This window comes from Pseudoalteromonas sp. CuT4-3, assembly GCF_035666335.1.
GTDB classification, from domain to species: domain Bacteria; phylum Pseudomonadota; class Gammaproteobacteria; order Enterobacterales; family Alteromonadaceae; genus Pseudoalteromonas; species Pseudoalteromonas atlantica.
This window is the reverse complement of the sequence record NZ_CP142030.1, coordinates 3,434,331-3,453,843: the sequence shown is the minus strand read 5'-3', so window position 1 is coordinate 3,453,843 and position 19,513 is coordinate 3,434,331. Positions and strand designations below refer to the sequence as shown.

Sequence of the window (19,513 nt, the reverse complement as noted above, 5' to 3'; positions counted from 1 at the left end):
CATTAACCATAACGGTCCCTTTTTTGTAAGCTATTTTATTAATCTGTGTGGTTAGAAAACAAATTATCTATTAGCTCATCTTCTAGTTCAAAACGCGCTTCTAACGTTTCGCCAAGTACCGACAAATCGTTATCAAACTCTGCTAATAAGTCCTCTTTATCTACTTCTGCGTATTTATCGTTAAAGTCTAAAGCAATATCTGTTGTGCTAGAAATGCGCGGGTAAATTGTATTTGCCAGCTCTTGGCTTTCAAGGCCCTTGCTTTCGCAGGCTTTTGCAATGTCATCGTACACTTCAAAATGGCCGGCAGATAAGTAATCCATTAAAATTTGGCAAAATGATTGAATTTGTTCTGGCTCTGGTAAGGCGTGATCTTTTTTGTCGTATGGCGAAAACCCAGCCATTTTACAATAAAGTACAATTAACTCTTGGCGCTCGTTTAACCATTTATCAATGACAGTATGGCTACCACCCCATTTTTGTTGAGCTTTCTCTACGCGCGTCAGCATTACTGTTCTCCTAAGCTGGGTCACTTTTATGGTTAAATTTAAATTTTCTTATACATCAAGATATATTTTATTTAAGTGTATATCAACAAGTAAAAGGTATGAGCTGGTGCACGTGTGTATTTATTGTAGGTAAATTATTATTTTATTGCAGGCAAGAAAAAACCACCGGTTAAGGTGGCTTAATTTCTTGTTTTGGCCTGTTAATACAAGCTTTCTTATTGTTATAGAAGATTTTTGTTATTTTTATTATAAATATTTTTGTTATTGTTGTTTAAGATTTTTATTATTGTTCTTGTTAAAGCGGGACAAACAATACCAAGGTTTTTGTTATGTTGCAAACATATTAACAAAAAGTTTTTATTGTTAGTTCTTTTTGGTTATTTAATGCTCAAATGTGACTAAATAAGCAACAAACTAGGTTCTGTTAGCTGTAACACATGTTTTACGAGCTTAGCGATAGAGAGCCGGAGAATATGGTGGTACAATCTTGAACAATTTCTATAAGCCTCAGGATTATTTACGCTATGAGCGAATTAAAAAGCGACCGTTATTTACGTGCACTTGCAAAACAACCCGTTGATGTAACACCGGTATGGATGATGCGTCAAGCAGGACGCTATTTACCAGAGTACCGTGCTACACGTGCACAAGCGGGCGATTTTATGAGCCTGTGCCGTAATGCTGAGCTTGCATGTGAAGTAACACTACAACCACTTCGCCGTTACCCGTTAGATGCTGCTATTTTATTTAGTGACATTTTAACTATTCCCGATGCTATGGGTTTAGGTTTGTACTTTGAAACCGGTGAAGGCCCTAAATTTGAAAACCCTATTTCGTCACTTGCTGATGTTAAAAAGATTCCTAAGCTAGACCCAACTGACGAGCTTGGCTATGTAATGAACGCAGTAAGTACTATTCGCCGTGAACTTAAAGGCGAAGTGCCACTAATTGGCTTTTCGGGTTCACCGTGGACACTAGCAACTTACATGGTTGAAGGTGGAAGCAGTAAAGTATTTGGTAAAATTAAAAAAATGGCGTTTGCAGAGCCGCAAACACTACATTTATTACTAGATAAACTAGCTGATTCAGTCATTGATTACTTAAACGCGCAAGTAAAAGCTGGTGCGCAATCGTTAATGGTATTTGACTCGTGGGGCGGCGTATTAAGCCCGCGCGATTACAACGAATTCTCACTGCAATACATGCATAAAATTGTTGATGGTTTAATTCGCGAATACGACGGCCGTAAAGTGCCGGTAACACTATTTACCAAAAATGGTGGTCAGTGGATTGAAGCAATTGCAGCAACAGGCTGTGATGCAGTAGGTCTTGATTGGACTATTAATATTGGCGACGCTAAACGCCGTGTAGGCGATAAAGTTGCATTGCAAGGGAATATGGACCCGTCAATGCTGCACGGTACGCCTGATCGTATCCGCCAAGAAGTAGGCACTATTTTAGAAGACTTTGGCACAGGTGATGGCCACGTATTTAACCTAGGCCACGGTATTACGCCAGATGTAGACCCAGAAAACGCCGGTGTATTTATTAATGCAGTACATGAGCTAAGCGCGCAATACCACAAATAACAACCGTGGTATTAATGTCCCGTCCTGAAATAGGTTGACGGTTTTAATGAAAGACTTGGTGCGAAAGCGCCAGGTCTTTTTTATGCACTTGATTTGGTGTTTTCATATCCAAACTTAAGTGCGGTCGCATTTCATTGTATATAAATATCGATTCTTCAACGAGCTGTTTTAACTCTGCCATATTGCGACATTTATACAGTAAAAACTCTTGCTTTAATATCCCGTTAATACGCTCTGCTAATGCGTTTTGATAACAGTCATACCCATCGGTCATCGATGGTCTAATGCCCTCTTTTAATAGCGCATTTTGATATACTTCAGAGCAATATTGTAAACCTCTATCTGAATGATGAATGGCATCACGTTTATATACGCGTTGCTTAATTGTCATTTCTAATGCTCTGACTACATCGGTTGCTTTCATTTCATCACTCAGCTCATAACCCATTATTTTTCGACTGTAAGCATCAGTGACTAACGATAGGTAATGCACGCCTTGCGCTGATTTTACGTATGTAATGTCACTAACGAAGACTTCCTCGGCCGCAGTAGGCATGTATTCCTTTAGTAAATTGGGATGCTTGCGCATCCAATGGTTACTGTTTGTTGTTTTAGTGTAATTTTTCTTTGGTTTTACAAGAAAGTCATGCTCTCTCAAATAATCAAAAAAACAATCACGACCTAGTTTAATGCCACGCTCTTGCAGGTCTGGCTTTATCATCAGATAAAGTTTCTTCCCACCAATACGAGGCATGAATTGCCGCCAGTACATCACTAATTCTTTGACTGGCTCCAATTCTTTATTCCGAGCATCTATTCTGCGCATAGCTTGATAGTAACCTTGTCGCGTTACGCCATATGCACGGCATAACGGAGTAAGCTTTATTTGATGGTTTTCTTTTGCGCGCGTGATAGCTCGGATATGTACTTTTTTCGCAAGCCCGCTCCATATTCTTCATCCATAATATTAATCATTTCATCTTTGATTAAATCCTTTAGGCGTAACTCTTCTATCTCGCGCTCTAAACGTTTAATTTTTTGTGCTGGGGTTTCTTTCGATTTAGGCATGTTGGCTATATAAGTTGGTTTAGACCAATCTAATTTACCATGTTTTCGCAGCCATACCAGAACGGTACTGCGGCCTTGAATGCCGTAATGACTTTGCGCTTGTTTATAGGTGAAGTCGCCTTTTTCTACTTGCTCAACAATAGATAATTTAAAGCCTAATGTATAATCTCGCTGAGTACGCTTAACGTCTTTAGTTTTAGTGGTTTTCATAAAATAAGTCCTAAATGTGTAAACACATTTCAGGACAAGACATAATAGCTATTAAAAAGCCCGCTAATTAGCGGGCTTTTTGCTGCGCGGTTATAGGCTTATGTAAATAACCTATTTAATCCATTTAACGCCGCAACACGGTAGGCTTCTGCCATCGTTGGGTAGTTAAATGTGGTATTTACAAAGTAGTCAACAGTGTTGCCTGCCCCTTTTTGTTCCATAATGGCTTGGCCAATGTGAACAATTTCTGAGGCACGCTCACCAAAGCAATGCACGCCAAGTACTTCTTTTGTTTCACTGTGAAACAATATTTTTAAACTACCAACTTCTGTGCCCGCAATTTGCGCACGAGCTAAGTGCTTAAACTGAGCACGACCAACTTCATACGGTACTTTTGCAGCGGTTAGCTGTTGCTCTGTTTTACCTACCGAACTCATTTCAGGAATAGTATAAATACCGGCCGGTATATCTATAATTAGCTTATCTTCGCAATTACCGCAGGCAATAGCATCGGCAGCTATACGGCCTTGATCAAATGCTGCACTCGCTAAGCTTGGGTAGCCAATTACATCACCTACTGCGTAAACGTTGTCTACCTCAGTTTGGTACATTTCGTTGACTTTAAGCTGGCCTCGACCATCGGCTTTTAAACCAATAGCTTCAAGGTTTAGCGTATCGGTATTACCTGTGCGCCCGTTAGCAAATAAAATACAGTCGGCTTTTACACGCTTGCCCGATTTTAAATGCATTACAACGCAATCTGAGCGCGTTTCTATACGGTCAAACTCTTCGTTATGACGAATAACAATACCGCTATTCCAAAAGTGGTAGCTAAGCGCGTCAGAAATTTCTGCATCCATAAAGGCCAATAAGCGGTCGCGCGTGTTTACTAAATCTACCTTAGCGCCTAAGCCTTTAAAGATTGAAGCGTATTCACAGCCAATAACACCCGCACCGTATATAAGTACACGTTGTGGGTCGTGCTCTAGGCCTAAAATAGTATCGCTGTCGTAAATACGTGAATGGCTAAAGTCGACTTCAGGTGGGCGGTATGGGCGTGAGCCGGTAGCAATCACAATAGTTTTAGCGGTAATACGCTCTGCTGAGCCATCAAAGCGCTTAATTTCAACCGTGTGTTTATCTACAAAGCTCGCATCGCCTTGGTACATATGAATGCGGTTACGGTCGTAAAAGCTGCTACGTAAGTTTGACTGCTTAGAAATAACAGAACTTGCATGGCTTAAAATATCAGGAAACGTTAAGCGGCTAGGGCGCTCGCCAACATTAAAAAGTGGGTTTGCTTTGTATTCAATATAGCGGCTAACCGAGTGGCGTAATGCTTTTGAAGGAATTGTTCCCCAATGTACACAGCCACCGCCAACAGCTTGTTGGCGCTCAATAACCGCTACTTTTTTATCGTTTTTAGATAGGTTCATGGCGGTGCCTTCACCGCCAGGGCCCGTACCAATAATTATTGCGTCATATTGGAAACTTACGGGTGCTTTTTTCTGTTCTGGTTGTTTGGCCACAGCCACTCCTAAATTAATTAAAAGAGGCTTTTAATAACCTCGCATTAAGTGCTAGCCATGCCTGTTTTTGATTCTCCCAGGCGGCTTCCAGCTCATGGTATTGTGTCATTAATGCTGATTGTTCACACTGCTTTGCCATGTTATTTTTTTTACCTTCTAACACTTGTTTTTGTAGTGAACAGTAATTTTGCAGCTTTTTCAGCAGTAAATCGTACTCTTGTTGTAATAATGTAAGCTTATCTTGCGCTAAAGGCAATTTTGAAAGGCGCGTTTGCGTTTTACTCATTAGCGTTTCGGCTTTGGCTTTTTCTATGCGCTCAACCGGGGTGCGCTTTAATTTACTGGCTAAACCGAGCGCTGCTAAAGAGCGAATCATCCATTTAGTTGGGTCATAATGAAACCACTTAATACCGTTACGGTAATCGCTTGCAAAAATATGGTGAAAGTTATGGTAACCCTCGCCATAAGTAAATAACGCTAAAAAGCCATTATCGCGTGCAGTGTTTTTCTCAGTGTATGGGCGTGATCCCCAAATATGAGCCAATGAATTAATGAAAAAGGTAAAGTGCTGGCTCAATACTAAGCGTAATAAACCTGCAAGTAGTAGCATACCCCACACATCGCCTACTAATAAACCAAGCACAAGCGGTAAACCGACATTCATGGCTATAACAAGCTTTAAGTAGTGTTTATGCTGCCACATAACAATTTTATTGCGCTGTAAATCGCGACAATTACTGTAATCGTTATAACTATCGCCTTGGTAATCACGTAGCATCCAGCCAATATGGCTGTACCAAAAGCCGTTAGTTGCGGCGTAAGGGTCTTTTACTGGGTCATCTACTTGGCCGTGGTGTATACGATGATCGCTACTCCAGTGCAACGCACTGTTTTGCAAAGCAAATGCGCCACCAAGAGCAAAAATAAATTCTATTGCAGGGTGTACGTTATAGGCTTTATGCGCCCATAATCGGTGGTATCCGGCAGTGATAGATAGGCCTGCGTAAAACATACAGCCTACAAATGCAATCCAATGCGCGCTGGTAAATCCGTAACTAATGCCGTACCAGGGTACAAGTGTGACAGCCGCCAAAAAGGTTAGGCTAAAAAATAGGACGTTTGTCCAAATAATCGGTGGTTTATTCATCGTTTTTACTCTCAGCGTACAACTGTAAGCTAAAATAGTGTTTCAATCTCTTGGCGTCAAGTATTAGACTAGACAATTCGGCTAATTATCATTAAAACTTCATATAAAATTACTCAGGGAGCTGTGGATGTCGGGTGTTAGAGCACAACAGAAACAAAAAACACGACAAGCCTTAATTGAGGCGGCATTTAATCAGCTTAGTGCTGATCATAGTTTTTCTAATTTAAGCTTACGCGAAGTTGCCCGCGAAGCCGGTATTGCCCCCACCTCTTTTTATCGCCACTTTAAAGATATGAACGAACTAGGTTTAACCATGGTAGACGAAGCAGGCTTAACCCTTCGCCAGCTTATGCGCCAAGCTCGCAGACGTATAGCCAGTGGTGGTAGCGTAATAAATACCTCGGTTGTTACCTTTATGGAGTTTATTGATAACTCAAGCAACCAATTTAGATTACTGCTGCGAGAACGTTCTGGCACCTCAAAAGCCTTTAGAGCCGCCGTAGCGCGTGAGGTAAAACACTTTATTTTAGAGCTTGCGCATTATTTAGAAAGCGAAACCAAGTGTGATTCAATTCATGCTTATATTCAGGCCGAAGCCATGGTAACACTGGTATTTAATGCCGGCGCTGAAGCACTTGATATAGAAGGTCAACAACGCGAAGAACTCATTGAGCGGGTTATTTGGCAGCTGCGTTATATTACCCGCGGTGCAGGTCATTATATTCGTGAAACAAATAATCAGGTTTAGCTTAAAAAATTAGCAATAAGTTAATCTAAGCACGCAAGTTTACTCAACACATTAATTTAAGCTAAAAAGTCTATCCGTGTGATTTATAAAACCTGAATATACTATTTTTGGGTATATAAATTTCTTCAATGTGGGGTTTTTATTCCTTTGTTTGGAATATTTATGCTTGCACCAACTGCTTTGTAATGTTAAAAATAGGCCTCACTGAACACACACACAAGAAACAAGATGCAAAATATTCGTTTAATTACACTAAAACTTAACCTCTTACTGCTATGGTCAGTGAGCGGGGATTAGTGTGTTTGCATCGAGTTAAACACTAAAAACCCCGCAATTGCGGGGTTTTTTATTATCTCGCGGCTGGGATAAATTGAAATTTGGGTAACAGAGGAATGAGGGGCAGTTATGCAAGACAAAGATAAAGTATGGATTTTTGATACCACCTTACGTGATGGCGAGCAGGCACTTAAAGCAAGCCTTACAGAAGACGATAAAATTCAGCTAGCGCATACTATTAGCCGCTTGAACGTGGATGTGATGGAAGTGGGTTTTCCGGTTTCGAGCCCCGCTGATTTTCGCTCGGTGCAACGTATTGCAACCGAGGTTAAAGGCCCAATTATTTGTGGTTTAGCACGTTCAGTAGCAAAAGACATTGAAGCCTGTGGTGAGGCACTTCGCACAGCACAGCAAAGCCGTATTCATACTTTTATTGCCACAAGCCCTTTGCACCTTGAACACAAATTACGTATGAGCCTAGACGATGCAACGGCCATGGCGGTTAAATCAATTAAATTAGCGCGTAACTACACTGATGATGTTGAGTTTTCGTGTGAAGATGCAGGGCGTACGCCGCACTGGGATTTATGTAAAATTGTTGAGCAGGCAATTAACGCCGGTGCCTCTACTATTAATTTACCTGATACCGTTGGCTTTGTAACGCCAGACGAATACGCCGCAATGATCCGCCATTTAATGAATAACGTGCCGAATATAGATAAAGCGCGTTTAAGTGTACATTGTCATAACGATTTAGGTTTAGCTGTAGCTAACTCGGTAGCCGCGGTACAAGCAGGTGCTCGCCAAATTGAGTGTACAATAAATGGTATTGGTGAGCGTGCGGGTAACTGCTCGCTTGAAGAAGTGGCGATGATCATGAAAATGCGCAAAGACCACTTAAACGTACACACCGATATTAAAAGCGAAGAAATTTATCGCGCATCTCGCCAAGTGGCAAAAATATGCAATATGCCGGTACAGCCAAATAAAGCGATTGTGGGCGAAAACGCCTTTGCACATAGCTCGGGCATTCACCAAGATGGCGTATTAAAAGCGCAAAATACTTATGAGATTATGTCGCCAGAAAGCGTCGGTGTGCCAAATAACCAATTAAATATGACCTCGCGTTCGGGTCGTCATGTTATTGAGCACCGCTTAGAAGAGTTAGGTTATCAAAAAGCTGACTACGATATGGACAGCTTATACGAGAGCTTTTTAGCGTTAGCTGATCAAAAAGGCACCGTATACGATTACGACCTTGAAGCCATGATTTACTTTAATCAAATTAACGACAAAGACGAAAAATACCAATTAGAGTTTGTAAACTCAGCGTCTAACTCACAGTCGGTAGCCAGCTCTACCATTGGAATGTTAATTGATGGCGAAGCAAAACAAGAAGCTGCTACAGGTAATGGCCCTGTTGAAGCCTCATTTGCGGCTATTGAGCGCTTAACTGGTATGAGCGTTGAAATGATTGAATACAATTTAGAAGCCACTGGTCAAGGCGCAAGTTCGCTTGGTCAAGTAAACATTATTGCTAAATACGATGGTCGCCCTTATCACGGTGCGGGTATTGCTGCGGATGTGGTAGAGGCGTCGGTACGCGCCATGATCCGTGTTTACAACTTAATTTATCGTGCACAAAAAGTGTCTGATTTAAAACAACAAAGGAAAGCAGGATGAGTAAAACAAACTACAGCGTTGCCGTATTAGCAGGCGACGGTATTGGCCCAGAAGTAATGGCAGCAGCAGAGCAAGTACTTGATGCTGTAAGCAATAAGTTTGGTTTTACCCTGAACCGTCAGCATCATGCTATTGGTGGCGCAGCCATTGACGAATTTGGTGAAGCATTACCACCAAAAACGCTAAGCGCGTGTGAAAACGCCGATGCCATTTTATTTGGCTCAGTAGGTGGCCCAAAATGGGAAAACCTACCCCCTAACGAGCAACCTGAGCGTGCATCGCTTTTACCGCTTCGTAAGCACTTTGGTTTGTTTTGTAACTTACGTCCAGCACAACTTTTACCAGCGCTTAGCGCAGCATCGCCATTACGTGCAGATATTAGCGAAAAAGGCTTTGATATTTTATGTGTACGCGAACTTACTGGCGGCATTTACTTTGGTGAAAAAGGCCGAAGCGGCGAAGGCGCTGAAGAAGCTGCATTTGATACACAAACTTACTCGCGTAAAGAAATTGAACGCATTGCCCGTTTTGCCTTTGAGGCAGCAAAATTACGTAGTAACCATGTAACATCGGTTGATAAAGCAAACGTACTTGCATCAAGCGTATTATGGCGTGAAGTAGTTACCGAAGTAAGCAAAGACTACCCAGAAGTCAGCCTAGATTACATATACGTAGATAACGCAGCTATGCAATTAGTTAAACAGCCTAGCCAGTTTGACGTGCTACTTTGCGATAACTTATTTGGGGATATTTTGTCAGATGAGTGTGCAATGATCACAGGCTCAATGGGTTTATTACCATCGGCAAGCTTGAATCAATCGGGCTTTGGTTTGTACGAACCAGCCGGTGGCTCAGCACCAGATATTGCAGGCAAAGGCGTTGCAAACCCGATTGCACAAATTTTAAGTGCTGCACTTATGCTACGTTACTCATTAGGCCAAGACGAAGCTGCGCGCACCATTGAAAAAGCCGTAGCCGAAGCCGTAGAAGCAGGCGTTGGCACGCCAGATATCTACCCACAAGGTGGATACAGCACAAGCGATGTGGCAGCTGCCATCGTTTCACGTATTTAATATATAAATCGCAGCACCGTTATGCTGCGATTTAACAAAGTAGGGAATTAGCAAGTGGCCCAAACGTTATACGACAAAATTTGGCAAGCACATACCGTTGCCAGCATAAACGAGCAAACTGATTTACTTTATATTGACCGTCATTTAGTACACGAGGTGACATCACCACAGGCTTTTGCAGGCCTACGTGAAAAAAACCGTACGGTACGTTGCCCAGAAAAAACCTTTGCAACAATGGATCATAACGTATCGACTAAAAGCCGATCACTTGATGCCGCAAGCGAAGTATCTAAAAACCAGTTAATGGCACTTGATGCTAACTGTAAAGAGTTTGGCATTGTACTTTACGATTTAAACTCAATTAACCAAGGCATAGTGCATGTAATGGGGCCTGAACAAGGTATTACCTTACCTGGCACTACCATTGTATGTGGTGATAGCCATACTTCTACGCATGGCGCGTTTGGCGCATTAGCGCACGGTATTGGTACTTCTGAGGTTGAGCATGTATTAGCAACGCAAACGCTACAGCAAAAAAAGGCAAAATCGTTAAAAATTCAAATTAATGGTGTGCTTCGCCCAACTGTAACCTCTAAAGATTTAATTATGGCGGTTATTGGTAAGTTAGGCACAGCTGGCGGTACAGGTTATGTTGCTGAATTTTGTGGTGAAGGCATTGAAGCACTTTCAATGGAAGCCCGTATGACGTTATGTAACATGAGTATTGAAATGGGTGCAAAAGCAGGTTTAATAGCACCAGATCAAATCACGTATGATTACTTAAAAGGTCGCCCATTTGCACCTAAAGGCGCTGACTTTGACGCCGCAGTTGAATACTGGGAAACCTTAAAATCAGATAAAGGCGCAGAGTTTGACTTGAGTGTTGAGCTTGAAGCTGACGACATTCAGCCGCAAATTACGTGGGGTACAAGCCCAGAGCAAGTAATTGGCGTTGATGAATGCATACCAGATCCTGACCAAGAACCAGATTTAATTAAAGCCGATGCTATACGCAGCGCACTTAGATACATGGACTTAAAAGCCGGCGATAAATTATCAAGCGCAAAAGTAGATACAGTCTTTATTGGTTCGTGTACTAATAGCCGTATTGAAGATTTACGTGCCGCGGCAAAAATTGTTGAAGGCAAGCAAGTAGTCGCAGGCATTGAAGCACTTATCGTACCGGGCTCTGGCCTTGTTAAAAAGCAAGCCGAAGACGAAGGCTTAGCCGATATTTTTAAAGCGGCAGGTTTTGAGTGGCGCGAGCCGGGCTGTTCAATGTGTTTAGCAATGAACGACGACCGCTTAGAAGCGGGCAAACGCTGTGCATCTACCTCTAACCGTAACTTTGAAGGCCGCCAAGGCCGTGGCGGGCGTACGCACTTAGTAAGCCCAGCAATGGCAGCCGCTGCTGCAATACATGGTCACTTTGTTGATATAAGAGGAGAAGCCTAATGAGCGTATTTTTTAGTGGCTTAATGGCCCCACTTGATAAAAACAATGTAGATACAGACCAAATTATTCCAAAGCAGTTTTTAACATCAACTAGCCGTGATGGTTTTGATGCAGCACTGTTTTATGATTGGCGTTACCTAGAAAACGGCGAACCAAATCCTGATTTTATTTTAAACCGCCCATGCTACCAAGGCGCGCAAATATTATTAACGCGCGACAACTTTGGTTGTGGCTCATCACGCGAGCATGCACCGTGGGCGCTTAAGCAATATGGTTTTGAAGTAATTTTAGCGGAAAGCTTTGCTGATATTTTCTTTAATAACTGTGGCAACAACCAAATGCTAGCCATTGCGCTACCCGCTGATACGCTTGAGCAATTGTTTGTACTTAGCGAGCAGCACGACGATATAAACATTCAAATCGATCTTGAAAACCAAACACTAACAAGCGATAAGTTTGCGCCAATTAGTTTTGATATTCGTAAAGACGTAAAAGAGCGTTTATTAAGTGGCTTAGATTTTATTGGTGTGACCGAAACGCTAAATCCACAAATTGATGCGTTTGAAAAACAACTTGCTGCTGAGCGCCCTTGGCAGTAACGAAAAGCAATTAATTACATATGAAAACAAAGCGCGGCTGAGTATATAAGCCGCGCTTTTTTTATGTTTAACTCTTCAAATTATTAATGTCTAAAATCTGCCATTAGCGCAGGTATGCCTGGCAGCATACCAACAATAGCCATAACGGTAGTTAAAATAACAAACATAATTAGCGGAATAACCCAGCGGCTCATTTTAGTTAAATTAGCACTGCGCTCTTTACAGCCAATTAAGCCTAAGTTATCAAGCAGCATAGTCAGTGACCAACCAAAAGCAGGGTTAACCAAGCTTGACGCAAACACAACAATAGCGGCCGATTGCGTTGTTTTACCTTCGCGTGTCATTTCCATACCCGCCTCAAGCAGCGGAATAAACACACCTACAATAAGCGCAACACACAGCACGGGTTGCCAAATGGCTAAATCCATTGGGTAGCCCCATAAACCCGCAATAATACAAAATACGGCTGTTAAAATGGCGCCCGCCGGGATAGGGCGTTTAGCAATAGCGGCAGGGACAATGTAAGTCCCCCAGGATGAGGTAAAGTTAGCACCACCGGCCAGCGAGCCAAAGGTTTGTCTAACCGATGCGCTTAGCATGGTGTCGTCTATGTTCATTTGAACTTTTTCAGTGCGTTGCGGGTAACTAATTTTTTGAAATACTTGATGCCCTAAAAAATCCGGGGACCACATAGCCACAGCCAATACCGCAAATGGCAGCACAACCACAAAGCTTTCAAGCGTAGGTAAGCCAAGCATCCAGCCTGTGTTTTCGCCCCACCAATAAGCTGGGTTCATATTTGGTAAGCCCGGCGCGGTATTAAATTCAAACGGCGCACCGAGTGCAAATGCAACCACACCGCCAATAAGGCAGCTAAGCGGCACAGCTAACCAGCGCTTTTTAAAGTGCTCAAGTAACGCATACAATAAAATGGTCGCCAAAATAACAATAAATGCAATGTGCGCCATATCTATGGCCTCAGCCCATGCAAACAGCTTTTTAACCTGCGAAATTGTGCCAATAAAGCCTAAATATATAAGTAAGCCCCCGCACACACCTTTACTGGTTAAGCGTGCCAGCAAGCTCCCTCCTTTGGTTATGGCTAAAATAAAGCCAAAGGCACCAATCAGTAAGCCAAACGCCATAGGATGGCCGCCAGCGGCAACCACAATAGGAATAAGAGGAATAAGTGGCCCATGAGTACCCGCTAAGTTAGCGGTAGGTAAGATAAAGCCTGAAAACAAAATAATAAAAATAGAAACAATCAGTAATTCATAGCGTACGTTTTCTAACACAAACGCATCACTTAAACCCAGTGGCGCTGCAAAAGTAGCGGCAATAGCACCCACCATAACGACTTTACCAATGGTGCCCGCCATGGCAGGAATCGTGTCTTCAAATTCAAAGCGGTAGTCTCTAAATGGTAAATTAGGCCGCCAGCGCTTAGGCTGCATAATTTGCAGCTCGTGCTCTAGGTATTCGTCGCGGGTATTAAATTCTGAACTTGGTTTATGCTTATTTTGATAGCTGTTGGCATCATCTACGTGCGGTGCGCTTGTTTTTTCTGGCTCGTTACCCTTTGGGGTTACTGACATAGTCCCTCCTGTTACTCGTTGCTTATTTATTAATACGGCTTTTGTTAAAGCAAATGAATAGTGAAGGAGCAGAGTAGATCAGCTTTTACTCAGGAATGTATAGGCAAAAGGTCGTGTATGGCTTTATTTTATGCTAAATCATTGTGTTGGCATTCTTAAATGTAAAGTATATTTTGTTTAAAATCAGTGTGTTGATTTGTTTTTTATGTGTTCTAATTTGGTGAAACATTGTAAAAACAAGGCTGTTATCCTTTAGTCTAAGTAGTGGTTTATGTATTTTAATTGAACTGAAATAGCGCATCTGCTAGGTTCAATGGTTACTCAAATAATAAGAAATTCAATGCAAATTCAATCTCCTAAATCAATTGGTATTTTACTTGGTACGCTTTACGGCATATTTATGCGGCTGTTTGTGGAGCTGCTTGATACTTATAATTTAAGTAGCCTTGTATCTATTTCATTTATGTTTTTAGTGCCCGTTGCAATTGGCTATATTCGTATTCATTTTGAATTTAAAAGCTCAAATACATTAACTAAAAGGCAAATGGTGACAATTGCTTGGCAGCCAATTTTTGTTTTTTTACTTGTAAGCGTTATTACACTGCTTGAAGGCAGTATTTGTGTGGCAATGGCTTTGCCTGCCTTTATGCTCTTTGCAAGTATGGGTGGTTTACTGGCAGGCTTTATTAAAAACCGTCAAACAAAAAACGCTAACAGGCCTTTACTTTCAATAGCTTTGCTTCCTGTATTGCTCTCACCTATTGAGGTAAATTATTTACACTTATCAAAAACGTATGAAGTAACCAACTCTATAGTTATTGAAGCGCCTATAAATCGTGTATGGCAGCAGCTTGCAAATGTAAGCACCATAGAGCCACAAGAATTGCCATTTTCGCTTACCCAATTAATAGGTGTACCTAAACCTTTAGAGGCAAATATGAATGCTAAGGGGGTTGGGGCTGTTAGAACGAGTAAATGGCAAAAAGGAGTTACATTTAAAGAAGTGATTACGGATTGGCAGCCAAATAAACAGATGCTTTATAGATTTGAGATAGACCCTGATGCTATTCCCGATGATGCACTCGATAAACACGTAAAACTAGGCGGCGAATACTTTTCACCTCTTTATGGTGGGTATGCGTTAAGTGAAGATAAAAGCGGCAATACGATTTTAACTTTAAAAACGACTGTGCAAGATAATACAAATTTTGGTGTTTATTCGCGAATATGGGGTGAGGTGATTTTTCAAGACTTCCATTATTCACTTTTAACATTAATGAAAAACAGAGCAGAAAAGCCACTTGTCGCAGCTATTTCCCATTATTAACTTAAACCGCTATGGTATTAAAAAACTATTATAAGAGTACTTTATGAAATTATTAACGGCAGCAACGTTATTACTTGCCTCAACAGCGGCTATCGCGCGTCCTGCGCCTTTGGTATCTATACCAACACACGATGCATTTTTTAATAATATAGCTGCGCATTGTGGTAAAGCGTTTGAGGGCAAAGTAAGCGTAGATAACGCAAAAGGCCCAAGCTCATTCGAGAATAAAAAACTAATTATGCATGTACGCAAATGTACTGATAGCGAGCTGCAAGTACCATTTCATGTGGGAGATGATGCATCGCGTACATGGATCATTACTAAAACGGGCAGTGGTTTGAGCTTAAAGCACGATCATCGCCATGAAGATGGCAGCGACGATGTTTCAACTATGTATGGCGGTCATACCCTTGATGCGGGTTTTGCACAAATGCAGTCTTTCCCGGCCGATCAATACTCTAAAGAGTTATTTGTAGCACAAGGGATAGCGCAGTCGGCAGGTAATACATGGCAAATGTATATTTATCCTGAGGTTTTTACGTATCGGTTAATTCGCCAAGGGCGCGAGTTTAAGGTGGACTTTGATTTAACTAAACCAATTACTCCACCAGCAGCGCCGTGGGGCTACGAAAAATAAACTATTTTTCTTTTTTCTCGGGTGCGTCACATTGTAGTAAAACGTTTAATGGTGGTTGATAAGCGCGTGGTTTAGTAGGAAAACGTTCGTACTCTTGCACGCCTTCAAGCACTTTTAACATAAAGGTTCTGCCGCGGCATAATCTGTCTGCGTGGCGCAGTAAAAACATACTTTGATTAGCAAAGTGTTTGTAGTCGTCTGATTGTATTTCTATTTTATAGTTGTCTTCACCAATTTTGGTTTGGTAGTAATGTACTTTGTTATCAAAGTCGTATGACTTTTCTTTTTCGCCCACTTCTGCAAAGGCGCTCCCTATACCAGAAAAGGCTAGCAATGCAGCGCCAACAACTAAATGCGGTGTGTATAAGCCTTTCATAAAAATGTATCCTTTAATTTGCGAACTTAATACCCATTAATAAAGCATTAAGTGCGATGTATTTAAGTTAAGTCTAACACCCAAAAAGAGAATATGTGATGTTCAAACAAATAAAACAACTGTTTGCCGCTTTTGACGAGCAACAGCCAAGCATAGAGCAGCATGATCTAAAAACAGCGGTTGCTGCGCTGCTTATTGAAGTAATGCGTGCTGATTCTAAGCTCGACCATGATGAACAACACACCCTGACTGTAACCTTAAAAAAATACTTTAATTTAACAGAATCGGAAGTTGATGAGCTCACCACTAATGCCGCTGGTAGCTTAGATGGGGCTATTGATTACTTTCAATTTTCTAAGCAGATTAACGATCACTGCAGTGCGGCGCAGCGCATTGAAATAATTGAGCTATTATGGCGATTGGCGTATGCCGATGGAGAGATAGACCCTCAAGAAGAGTATGTAATACGCAAAGTGGCTGGGCTTTTATATGTAGCGCACACCGATTTTATCGCTGCTAAATTAGCAGCGACACAATCGTAAAAATTAGCTTAATTTACTAGCAATAGAAACGAGCTGCTGCGTTAATACGCTAACTTTTTCTGCAGTGGTTGGGTCGCTAATTTTTCCATCTTCGTCAAATACAGTAAATGCTGATGGGATAGCGAGCTGATCGGCAAGTACTAACGAGCCAATCCCACTTAAAATATCGCGTACATGGTTTAAGCCGCGCAAACCACCCAAACCACCTGGTGATGTAGCAAATAACGCCACTACTTTGTTGCGAAATGCGGGGACTGCGCCTTGCTCAGTTCGCGATGCCCAATCAATTGCATTTTTAAGTGCAGCAGTAATTGAGCCGTTGTACTCTGGGCTTGCCAGTAAAATACCATCAGCATTACGCAGTTTATCTTTTAATAGTTGTGCATCGGTAGGTGTGCCTTGCGCTTCAATGTCTTCGCTAAATAATGGCAAATTTAACTCGGCGAGTGTAATTACTTCCACTTCAGCACCTGTTTGCAGAGCAAAACGAGCTGCTTCGTTAATGAGTTTTTGGTTAAAGCTATCTTTACGCAGGCTACCCGCGAGCGCGATAATTTTTGGTGCTGACATGATTAAGACCTTTTATTAGTTGGGTATGACACTAATGTAGCAAATTTTTGCTTGTAGAAAACCCGAATAAACGCAACACTTATGTGCGTATATGCACATAAGTAGAAGGCGGGTAGCGTGGCAATAAAATTTGACGACTGGCAAGACGTAAAAGTTGCCTTTGAAGTGGCAAGGCTAGGTACTTTGACCGCCGCAGCAGAGGCACTAAGTGTGCACCATAGCACAGTGTTGAGGCGCATAAATAACTTAGAGAAAAACTTAAATGTACGGTTATTTCATCGCCATGCGCGCGGATATAAAGTAACCGAAAGCGGGGCAAAATTATTTGAAACCGCACAAGCAATAGATAACTCACTCGAAGGTTTACATAATGCCATTGCCGCAGCCGATAGTGAGCTCAGAGGGAGCTTGTTACTGACTACCGTAAGTGGTTTTATGGATATGCTAAGCAACGTGTGTGAGCAGTTTCAAACATTGCACCCGCAAGTGCAGCTAGAAGTGATTTTAGAGCAAAAGCGCCTAAGGCTTGACCACGGACAAGCTCATATAGCAATACGTGTAGGCCCCAAACCTGATGAAGGCGACTATATAGCGCAGCACTTAGCTAAGCTATCGGCCGGCCTCTATGCTCACAAACGTTATATTGCTAAACACGGCATGCCAAAAACCTTAGATGACTTAAAGCAGCATAATTTTATATCGGGTATTGCGGGATTTAATGCGCGTGTACCGTACTTTAGCTGGGTTGATGAGTTTATTCCTCAGTCGCAAATTAAATTAAGAGTATCAGAAACCTCAGAAGCGGCGCGCGCGGTTATTAAAGGCTTAGGCATAGGGGGGTTGCATCAAAGCGCGATAGAAAATAACCCCGACGTAGTGCCTATATTGCACGACAAATTACATTGGGAGTTTGACTCTTGGTTGGTTACTCACCATTTAGTACACCGCACGGCCAAAGTGCAAGCCTTTGCTGCGTTATTAAAAACCTACTTTAGTAACATGCCACACGTTAAATAGTTTTTTTAACTTTAATGCCTAAGCGTTTGGCAAGCCTAACTAGGTTGGCTCTGTCGAGTTCCAGCACTCTTGCAGTTGCTGCCCAGTTATAATTATGCTGCTTTAGTTGCTCGGTTATAACTGTAAATTGCAAAGATTCAACGGCTTGTTTTAAGGGCTGATGATGAGCAATGTGGGCGGTAATTGGCGTGCTAACGTGCGCGTTGTTGTTTGGTTGTTGGGCTAAATCGCAGTGCTCGCTTGTAATTGTTATTATTGGGTTTTGCCACTGGCTTTGTTTAGCTTTTAATGCGCTGCGGCTAATAACATGTTCAAGCTCGCGTACATTACCAGGCCAACTGTATTGGTTGAGCAATACTTGCGCTTCAGTGCTTAGCTTTAATTGTTTTATACCTAATTTACGGGCAGTTTGTTCAATAAAATAACCAGCCAATAAAGTTATGTCGTGCTCGCGTTTATTAAGTGGCGGCACGGTAATAGGGTAAACACTTAGCCGGTGATATAAATCGGCTCTAAAGCGGCCTTGCGCTACCTCATGTTTTAAATCACGATTAGTGGCTGCTATTACCCTTACATCCACATATTTTGGCGTGTCTTCTCCCACTGTTTGTATTTCACCACTTTGCAACACCCGTAATAGTTTGCTTTGCATAGTCAATGGTAGCTCGCCAATTTCGTCTAAAAATAACGTGCCACCATCAGCTAACTGAAACTTACCTTGGCGGGCATTTTGTGCGCCAGTAAATGAGCCTTTGGCGTGGCCAAAAAACTCACTCTCTGCAAGATTTTCGGGGAGTGAGGCACAATTTAAGTGAATCAGCGGTTGATCTTTTCGGGCAGAATTTAAGTGAATATTACGGGCTACTAGCTCTTTCCCTACGCCCGTTTCTCCTAACACCAATACACTAAAATTAGAGGCTGCAACGAGTTTTATTTCATTTTTTAGCGTTTGCATTACAGGGCTTTGGCCAATAATTTCGCCGCCATCGCGAGTAAGTGCATCACGCGTTAGCGCTTGTACAAGGGCGTTTGAATGCTGAGCATGGTGTTTGTAATGGGCAAGCTCTAGGGCTGTTTTAAAATGCGCACTGCACAGTGTTTGTAAGGTGCTGAGTGTATCTGCACTAATACTGCTAAAGGCATTTGCGTTTAAGCTATCGAATGTAAGCAGGCCTAGCAAAGTGCTTTTATCGTAAAGGGGTAAGCCTAAGCAAGCATGCACAGGAATATCGCCCGTTTTGGCCAGCAGTAGGCCGTCGTATGGGTCGGGCAGGGGGCAGTCGTGTGCAAACTGTAATGCGTGGCTTGCACTACAAATGGCCGCTAATCGTGGGTGCTCTGCTATTTTAAAGCGCCTACCAAGGCTGTCGGGCATCAGACCTTTGATGGCTAAGGGCTTGAGTTGCTCGCCCTGCACGACAAGTAATGCACTGGCATCACTAGGTATTACACGTTCAACCGTTGCCAATAATTGATCAAAGCTGTGCTCGTGCAGCGTGCTTTGGGCAAGCTCTAAAGCCACTTGGGTAAGGTTGAATTGTTGATTCATGTCAAAATGACCTA

18 protein-coding genes are annotated in these 19,513 nt (G+C 42.2%); 10 read left to right on the top strand and 8 right to left on the bottom strand.

What is annotated here, in order from left to right:
• Nucleotides 1-38 precede the first annotated feature (38 nt).
• Nucleotides 39-509 (bottom strand): Rsd/AlgQ family anti-sigma factor, encoded by a 471-nt coding sequence (locus VOI46_RS16035; protein WP_004589394.1) that lies wholly within the window; start codon nt 507-509, stop codon nt 39-41.
• Nucleotides 510-1,033: 524 nt separating this feature from the next.
• On the opposite strand from VOI46_RS16035, the gene hemE reads away from it, so the two are divergent.
• Nucleotides 1,034-2,098: a uroporphyrinogen decarboxylase gene (gene hemE, locus VOI46_RS16030; protein ID WP_004589393.1), complete on the top strand. Its 1,065-nt coding sequence runs from the start codon at nt 1,034-1,036 to the stop codon at nt 2,096-2,098.
• A 43-nt stretch (nt 2,099-2,141) separates the two neighbouring features.
• Here the strand turns inward: hemE and VOI46_RS16025 are convergent.
• From VOI46_RS16025 to VOI46_RS16015, 3 genes are all read right to left on the bottom strand, one after another.
• A protein-coding gene (locus VOI46_RS16025; RefSeq protein ID WP_096041988.1) for an IS3 family transposase occupies nt 2,142-3,376 on the bottom strand; the annotation gives its coding sequence in 2 pieces (ribosomal slippage) (nt 2,142-3,025 and nt 3,025-3,376; 1,236 coding nt in all).
• Between the two features lie 98 nt (nt 3,377-3,474).
• The gene (sthA, locus tag VOI46_RS16020; RefSeq protein WP_004589392.1) at nt 3,475-4,905 is read right to left on the bottom strand and encodes a Si-specific NAD(P)(+) transhydrogenase; all 1,431 of its coding nucleotides are present in this window, start codon (nt 4,903-4,905) and stop codon (nt 3,475-3,477) included.
• Between the two features lie 13 nt (nt 4,906-4,918).
• Nucleotides 4,919-6,052 carry a fatty acid desaturase gene (locus VOI46_RS16015; RefSeq protein ID WP_004589391.1) on the bottom strand — a complete coding sequence of 378 codons (1,134 nt, stop codon included), beginning with the start codon at nt 6,050-6,052 and terminating at the stop codon, nt 4,919-4,921.
• A gap of 127 nt (nt 6,053-6,179) precedes the next feature.
• Here VOI46_RS16015 and fabR point away from each other — a divergent pair, with 127 nt between their 5' ends.
• The 5 genes from fabR to leuD all read left to right on the top strand — a co-directional run bounded on the left by fabR (nt 6,180) and on the right by leuD (nt 11,886).
• Complete coding sequence (fabR, locus tag VOI46_RS16010; protein WP_004589390.1) at nt 6,180-6,800, top strand: HTH-type transcriptional repressor FabR; 621 nt, start codon at nt 6,180-6,182, stop codon at nt 6,798-6,800.
• A 405-nt stretch (nt 6,801-7,205) separates the two neighbouring features.
• Nucleotides 7,206-8,759, top strand: a complete 1,554-nt coding sequence (gene leuA / locus VOI46_RS16005) for a 2-isopropylmalate synthase (RefSeq protein ID WP_004589389.1) — start codon at nt 7,206-7,208, stop codon at nt 8,757-8,759.
• Nucleotides 8,756-9,832: a 3-isopropylmalate dehydrogenase gene (gene leuB / locus VOI46_RS16000; protein WP_004589388.1), complete on the top strand. Its 1,077-nt coding sequence runs from the start codon at nt 8,756-8,758 to the stop codon at nt 9,830-9,832. The genes leuA and leuB overlap by 4 nt, the downstream gene beginning before the upstream one ends.
• 54 nt (nt 9,833-9,886) lie before the next feature.
• Nucleotides 9,887-11,287 carry a 3-isopropylmalate dehydratase large subunit gene (leuC, locus tag VOI46_RS15995; RefSeq protein WP_004589387.1) on the top strand — a complete coding sequence of 467 codons (1,401 nt, stop codon included), beginning with the start codon at nt 9,887-9,889 and terminating at the stop codon, nt 11,285-11,287.
• Nucleotides 11,287-11,886 carry a 3-isopropylmalate dehydratase small subunit gene (leuD, locus tag VOI46_RS15990; protein ID WP_004589386.1) on the top strand — a complete coding sequence of 200 codons (600 nt, stop codon included), beginning with the start codon at nt 11,287-11,289 and terminating at the stop codon, nt 11,884-11,886. Before leuC ends, leuD begins: the two co-directional genes overlap by 1 nt.
• A gap of 83 nt (nt 11,887-11,969) precedes the next feature.
• Here leuD and VOI46_RS15985 read toward each other — a convergent pair whose 3' ends face one another.
• Nucleotides 11,970-13,481: a DUF3360 family protein gene (locus tag VOI46_RS15985; protein WP_004589385.1), complete on the bottom strand. Its 1,512-nt coding sequence runs from the start codon at nt 13,479-13,481 to the stop codon at nt 11,970-11,972.
• A gap of 340 nt (nt 13,482-13,821) precedes the next feature.
• Here VOI46_RS15985 and VOI46_RS15980 point away from each other — a divergent pair, with 340 nt between their 5' ends.
• Nucleotides 13,822-14,808, top strand: coding sequence for a hypothetical protein (locus VOI46_RS15980; RefSeq protein WP_004589384.1), 987 nt, complete (start codon nt 13,822-13,824; stop codon nt 14,806-14,808).
• Between the two features lie 43 nt (nt 14,809-14,851).
• Entirely contained in the window at nt 14,852-15,445 is a 594-nt protein-coding gene (locus VOI46_RS15975) for a hypothetical protein (RefSeq protein ID WP_004589383.1), read from the top strand.
• A gap of 1 nt (nt 15,446) precedes the next feature.
• Here the strand turns inward: VOI46_RS15975 and VOI46_RS15970 are convergent, their stop codons facing one another.
• On the bottom strand, nt 15,447-15,821 hold the full coding sequence (locus tag VOI46_RS15970; RefSeq protein ID WP_004589382.1) for a hypothetical protein: 375 nt from the start codon (nt 15,819-15,821) through the stop codon (nt 15,447-15,449).
• 98 nt (nt 15,822-15,919) lie between these two features.
• Between VOI46_RS15970 and VOI46_RS15965 the strand changes: the two genes are divergently transcribed.
• Complete coding sequence (locus VOI46_RS15965) at nt 15,920-16,363, top strand: TerB family tellurite resistance protein (protein WP_004589381.1); 444 nt, start codon at nt 15,920-15,922, stop codon at nt 16,361-16,363.
• 3 nt (nt 16,364-16,366) lie between these two features.
• On the opposite strand, the gene VOI46_RS15960 is transcribed toward VOI46_RS15965, so the two are convergent.
• Nucleotides 16,367-16,933, bottom strand: coding sequence for an NAD(P)H-dependent oxidoreductase (locus VOI46_RS15960; protein WP_004589380.1), 567 nt, complete (start codon nt 16,931-16,933; stop codon nt 16,367-16,369).
• Between the two features lie 117 nt (nt 16,934-17,050).
• On the opposite strand from VOI46_RS15960, the gene VOI46_RS15955 reads away from it, so the two are divergent.
• Nucleotides 17,051-17,950 (top strand): LysR family transcriptional regulator, encoded by a 900-nt coding sequence (locus VOI46_RS15955; RefSeq protein ID WP_004589379.1) that lies wholly within the window; start codon nt 17,051-17,053, stop codon nt 17,948-17,950.
• Here VOI46_RS15955 and norR read toward each other — a convergent pair.
• Nucleotides 17,943-19,499, bottom strand: a complete 1,557-nt coding sequence (norR, locus tag VOI46_RS15950) for a nitric oxide reductase transcriptional regulator NorR (protein WP_004589378.1) — start codon at nt 19,497-19,499, stop codon at nt 17,943-17,945. The genes VOI46_RS15955 and norR overlap by 8 nt on opposite strands.
• Between the last annotated feature and the right edge of the window lie 14 nt (nt 19,500-19,513).